Consider the following 5167-nt stretch of genomic DNA (forward strand, 5'->3'; position numbering starts at 1 on the left):
GGAGTCCTTGAAAAACCTTCTAGCCCTCTGCATTATCGCTCCGCAACGCTATTGCTCTGCAACGCCGACGCGACCAACGTTTGGGGTGTGGGTGCAGTGTCCTGGTTTAAATCGAAATGACCATAGACCCAGTTTTCCGGTAAGCTCATTTGCTAACCCGCTCTCTAGCCTGGGGGTGAGGGGTCATCCTGCGCCCAGCACCTGAATCAGGAGTGCCTTTTGCACATGTAGGCGATTTTCCGCCTGATCCCACACGCGGGACTGGGATCCCTCCAATACTTCAGTGGTGATTTCCTCTTCCCGGTGGGCCGGCAGGCAGTGCAGCACAATGGCTTCCGGATCTGCCTGTTGCAGCAGCTCGGCATTGACCTGGTAGGGCAGAAAGGTGGCCTTGCGGGCCTCGGCCTCAGCTTCTTGACCCATGCTGGCCCACACGTCGGTATAGACCACCTGAGCTCCAGAGACGGCTTCCTGGGGATCCTGCAGCACCAACACCTGGGATCCCTGGGCCAGAGTGCGGGCTTGCTCCACCACTGCCGCATCCGGCTCGTAACCGGGGGGGGTGGCGACGCGGATGTGGATCCCGCTCATGGCACAACCCAACAGCAGGGAGTGGGCAACGTTATTGCCATCGCCGCAATAGGCCAGGGTCAGGCCCGCCAGTTGGCCAAAGTTCTCCTGAATGGTGAGCAGATCGGCCAACACCTGACAGGGGTGAAACTGATCGGTGAGGGCGTTGATCACCGGAACATCGGCATACTCGGCAAAGGTTTCCAGTTCCTTCTGGTGGTAGGTGCGAATGGCGATCACATCCAGGTAGCGGGAGAGGACGCGGGCCGTATCCTGCAGGGGCTCGCCGCGGCTCACCTGCATCACCGTCGGCACCAGATCCAGGGTGCTGCCCCCGCATTGGGCCATGGCTGCAGTAAAACTGGCGCGGGTGCGGGTAGAAGCTTTCTGAAACAACAGCCCCAACACCCGACCCCGTAGCTCCACCCGATAGGGATCCCGCTTTAATTCAGCCGCCTGGGCTAGCAGGGCCGACAGCTCTGCTGGGGTTAGGTCGCTGAGCTTGAGCAGATCCCGTCCGGCCAAGTTTATGGATCCCGCGATCTTCGACCCCGCCATTGTGCTACGCGCCACCTACAGAAACAATAAAAGCATCCCCAGCCCGGCGCTGGTCAACACTCCTCGAATAACTCGAATGAGAAGAGTCTTAATAGTCTTAAATAGCTTGGGCCTCGGCTTAACCCCAGTCTCAGGAGTGCCAGATCTGAGACCCATCAAAACCGCCCCCAACACCGGCTAACGTGAAGAGGAACGAATGACCTCCTGGGCCTGTTGCCGACGGGCAGAGATCTGAGCCTGCAGAGCCTGGATGGCAGCAGCATACTGTGGGTCGGCTGGGGTGGCCACCAATTCTCGGTTCTGGCTGAGCCGCTTCAGATCTTCCTCGGACAATTCCACCAAAATGTCGGGGGTAATGCCCTTGTGGTCGATGTCGTTACCGTTGGGAGTGCGATAACGGGCAATGGTTACCGCCAGCCCAGATCCATCGGACAGGGGATGCACCGACTGCACCAGGCCCTTGCCGAAAGTTTGCGTGCCGACAATCACGGCGCGACGGTTATCCTGCAGAGCCCCCGACAGAATCTCGCTGGCGCTGGCCGAGCCACCATCCACCAAAACGGCCAAAGGTTTATCGGTAAGGGCCGTGTTGTTGGCCGTCAGGCGATCCTGCTCCCCTTGGCGGTTCACCGTCGAGACAATGCTGCCCCGGTTAATCCACATGCGGGCAATCTCGGCGCTGGAGTAGAGCAGGCCCCCTGGGTTGGCGCGCAAATCCAGAACGTAGGCGGCTACCCCTTGTTTTTCCAGCTCGCGAATGGCTTGGCGCATCTTCTCGGCGGCGTTGCCGGAAAACTGGGTAATCCGGATATAGCCAATGGGCAGGCCGTTTTCCTCGTGAACCTCGTAGCGCACAGTGGCCAGCTCAATTCTTTCCCGCACCAAATCGAACACCTTCAGCCCTTCCCCCTCGCGGCGAATGGTCAGCCGCACCCGCGTACCCGGCTCGCCCCGAATGAGGTTGACTGCAGCGTTGGTGTCCATGCCTTCGGTGGACTTGTCGTCGATGCGCACGATCACGTCTTTGGATTTGATCCCGGCCCGGTCGGCAGGAGACCCTTCAATGGGGGAGATCACCACCAGCTCGTTCGTCTCTTGATCCATGCCCAGCGTGATCCCCACCCCGGTCAGCTCGCCGGATGTATCGATTTGCATGCTGGCAAACTGATCCGGATCCAGAAATCGGGTGTAGGGATCGTTCAGTTTCTTCAGGGCTTCCCGGATGGCCGCGTAGGCATCTTCTCGGGTGGCATATTCTCGGCTGAGCAGATCCCGCCGCACCGCTTCCCAATCCAGGGAATTAAAAGACGGATCCACGTATTCCCGGTTAACAATTTGCCAAACCTCGTCCACCACTTCCTTGGGATCCCGGCGAAACCCCGCCCAGCCCGGCATGGATAGCTGCACGCCGACCAGCGATACCGCTGTCATCACTGCAGCCGTTGCACTGACCACAAACCCACGCTTTCTCATTGGCTCTCCTGGAAGGCGCTAAAAGTCAAGGTTGACGAGGTGGATCTCCAGAGGTGGATCTCTAATTGTCAGGGAACTGGGTTTCGAGCAAGGGTCTTCCCCTATGCGAACTTCAGCTTAGAAGCATCGAGAGCGATGAAGGGCTCCCCTGCCGCAGCAAGTGGGATCCGGATTTTGGTAGGCTACAGATAACCCCAACCGACTGTGCCCAACCTAGCATAGGGATCCCTTCCGGGGGTGCTTCTAGGATCACAGTTCAACACAACTTTGTTACAACCTATCATCGCAACCCTTTTCTTCCAAATGGGCACTTTGCCCCCTTTCTGACTCTATGTCCCTTGCCACCGATTGCCCCAGCTCGCTTGCATCTGCCTCAGAGCGCCCGCTGCTGTCCCAAGTGCAGTTGGCCCGCGCTGCTGCCCAACACACGGCCACCTTGCCCACGGCTATTAAGAATGCCGCTCTAGAGGCCATGGCCACTGCCTTGTTGGAGCACCAAGAGTCTATCTTGGCCGCCAACCGGGCGGATTTGGAGCGGGCAGCGGAGATGGTGAAAGCCGGGGAGTTGTCGGCATCTGCCTATGCTCGCCTGAAGCTGGACGCCCACAAACTGGCAGATATGGTGGCCGGAGTGCGGCAGGTGATCCGGCTGGGGGATCCGGTGGGCCGAGCTTTGCTGATCCGGGAACTGGACGAGGGGCTAATTTTGGAACGGCGCACCTACCCTTTGGGGGTGCTGGGGGTGATCTTCGAGTCGCGGCCCGATGCTTTGGTGCAAATTGCCGCCCTGGCGGTGAAAACCGGCAATAGCGTCTTGCTCAAGGGGGGATCCGAAGCTTTGCTCTCCTGTCAAGCCTTGATGGCGGCCATTCAGGCGGGCCTGCAACAGATCCCGGAGTTCCCCCAGGGATCCCTGCAGTTGCTCACCAGCCGCGCCGAGGTCAAGGCCCTACTGCAACTGGAGGGGCTAGTGGATCTCATCATTCCCCGCGGCTCCAGCAGCTTTGTCCGCTACATCCTGGAGAATACCCGCATCCCGGTATTGGGCCATGCCGATGGCCTGTGTCACCTGTACGTGGATCGGGCAGCGAACGTGGACATGGCAATCAAGCTGACGGTGGACAGCAAAACCCAGTACCCCGCCGCCTGCAATGCCATCGAGACTCTGCTGGTTCACGAGGCCATAGCCCCCCACTTTTTGCCTCTGGCGGTCAAGGCCCTGCGGGAGAGGGGGGTGGAATTGCGGGGGGATCCCCTCTGCCGCGAGCTGGTGCCGGATCTGATCCCGGCCAGCGAAGCCGACTGGAGCACCGAGTATGCCGACTTGATCCTCTCTATTAAAGTGGTGGGCTCCCTTGACGAGGCCATTGCCCACATCCAGCAGTACGGATCCCGCCATACCGAAGCGATTGTAACCGAGGATGCCGCTGCTGCCCGGCGATTTTTGGATGAAGTAGATGCAGCGGGGGTCTTTCACAACGCTTCCACCCGCTTTGCCGACGGGTTTCGCTACGGCTTTGGGGCAGAAGTGGGCATCAGCACCCAAAAACTGCCGCCGCGCGGCCCGGTGGGCTTGGAAGGCTTGGTGACTTACCGCTACCAACTGCGAGGGCAAGGACATCTTGTAGCCGACTACACAGGCCCCCAGGCGCGACCTTTTCAACATCGGGATCGCCTGAACAACACCGGCTTAGCTTAGCTGCAAAAGCCGGCTGTACAAACCGGCTGTACAAAGCAGTCGTTCACAAAAACCGTTCTCCTCGTCTTCGCGGCTCCAGGTTGAGGTAAATTAAAAAATAGCTTCGTGATTGCCAAGGGTTGCGCTTTGCGGCGCGCTATGGTGTGACAATGGACTACCGGGTTCCGGGTTTGATGTTATGGGCTTGAGCGCCCTAGATGTAGCGCTTTGCATTTTGGCCTTTTGTTATTTCGATTAGGAGCTTCGCTGGATCATGCCTGTGCGTCTGTATGTTGGAAATCTGCCGGAAGAGGTGGATCGTCAGGCACTGGAGAAGCTCTTTCGCTCTGCCGGTGAGGTCATTTCCACCAAGGTGATCCGGGATCGGAAGACAGGCAAATGCCGCGGCTTCGGCTTTGTAACGGTAAACACCGAAGAGCAGGCGCAGCAGTACATCGAAAAGTTCAACGGCCACAGCTTTGGGGATGTCAACTTGCGCATTGAGCTCGCCCAGCCGCGCGACCGAGGGGAAGAAGGCGAATCCAAAACAGCGACCTCTGAGCCTTCATCCAAAGAGTCCAGAGGTTCCAAAGATTCCAGGCCGTCCAGAGATTCTGAGGCCAAGGGCCCTAAAGAGTCGGCAGAAAACCCTGCCCCCAGCAAAAAGCAACGCCAGCGCGGCAATAAGGGTGGGCGCTCCACCGTCGTCGCCGAAAGTGAGGCAGCCTCTGAGCCGGATCCCCGCTGGGCCAGCCAGTTGCAGCGGATCAAGGAGCAGCTTCTGCAGGTCACCAATTCCTAACCCCCCCCGAACGAGTGATAGACACTGTTGGGATCTGACGGTAGGCTGGGTGAGTTGCGACGGCTCTAGGCATGTTTGAGAGGGGG

General features: G+C 59.0%; 4 protein-coding genes. 2 read left to right on the forward strand and 2 right to left on the reverse strand.

What is annotated here, in order from left to right; genetic code table 11:
- Window positions 1-183: 183 nt before the first annotated feature.
- Together argF and ctpC are read right to left on the reverse strand one after the other, a co-directional pair.
- Entirely contained in the window at window positions 184-1101 is a 918-nt protein-coding gene (argF, locus tag NW819_RS00055) for an ornithine carbamoyltransferase (RefSeq protein ID WP_414412514.1), read from the reverse strand.
- A gap of 204 nt (window positions 1102-1305) precedes the next feature.
- The gene (gene ctpC, locus NW819_RS00060) at window positions 1306-2601 is read right to left on the reverse strand and encodes a carboxyl-terminal processing protease CtpC (protein WP_011432460.1); all 1296 of its coding nucleotides are present in this window, start codon (window positions 2599-2601) and stop codon (window positions 1306-1308) included.
- Window positions 2602-2932: 331 nt separating this feature from the next.
- On the opposite strand from ctpC, the gene NW819_RS00065 reads away from it, so the two are divergent.
- The gene (locus tag NW819_RS00065) at window positions 2933-4300 is read left to right on the forward strand and encodes a glutamate-5-semialdehyde dehydrogenase (RefSeq protein WP_414412512.1); all 1368 of its coding nucleotides are present in this window, start codon (window positions 2933-2935) and stop codon (window positions 4298-4300) included.
- Window positions 4301-4553: 253 nt separating this feature from the next.
- A complete protein-coding gene (locus NW819_RS00070; RefSeq protein WP_414412513.1) occupies window positions 4554-5081 on the forward strand; it encodes an RNA recognition motif domain-containing protein in 528 nt (175 codons plus the stop codon).
- Window positions 5082-5167 lie beyond the last annotated feature (86 nt).

Origin of the sequence: Synechococcus sp. R8-2 (assembly GCF_047461715.1) — a bacterium.
Taxonomy (GTDB): domain Bacteria; phylum Cyanobacteriota; class Cyanobacteriia; order Thermostichales; family Thermostichaceae; genus Thermostichus.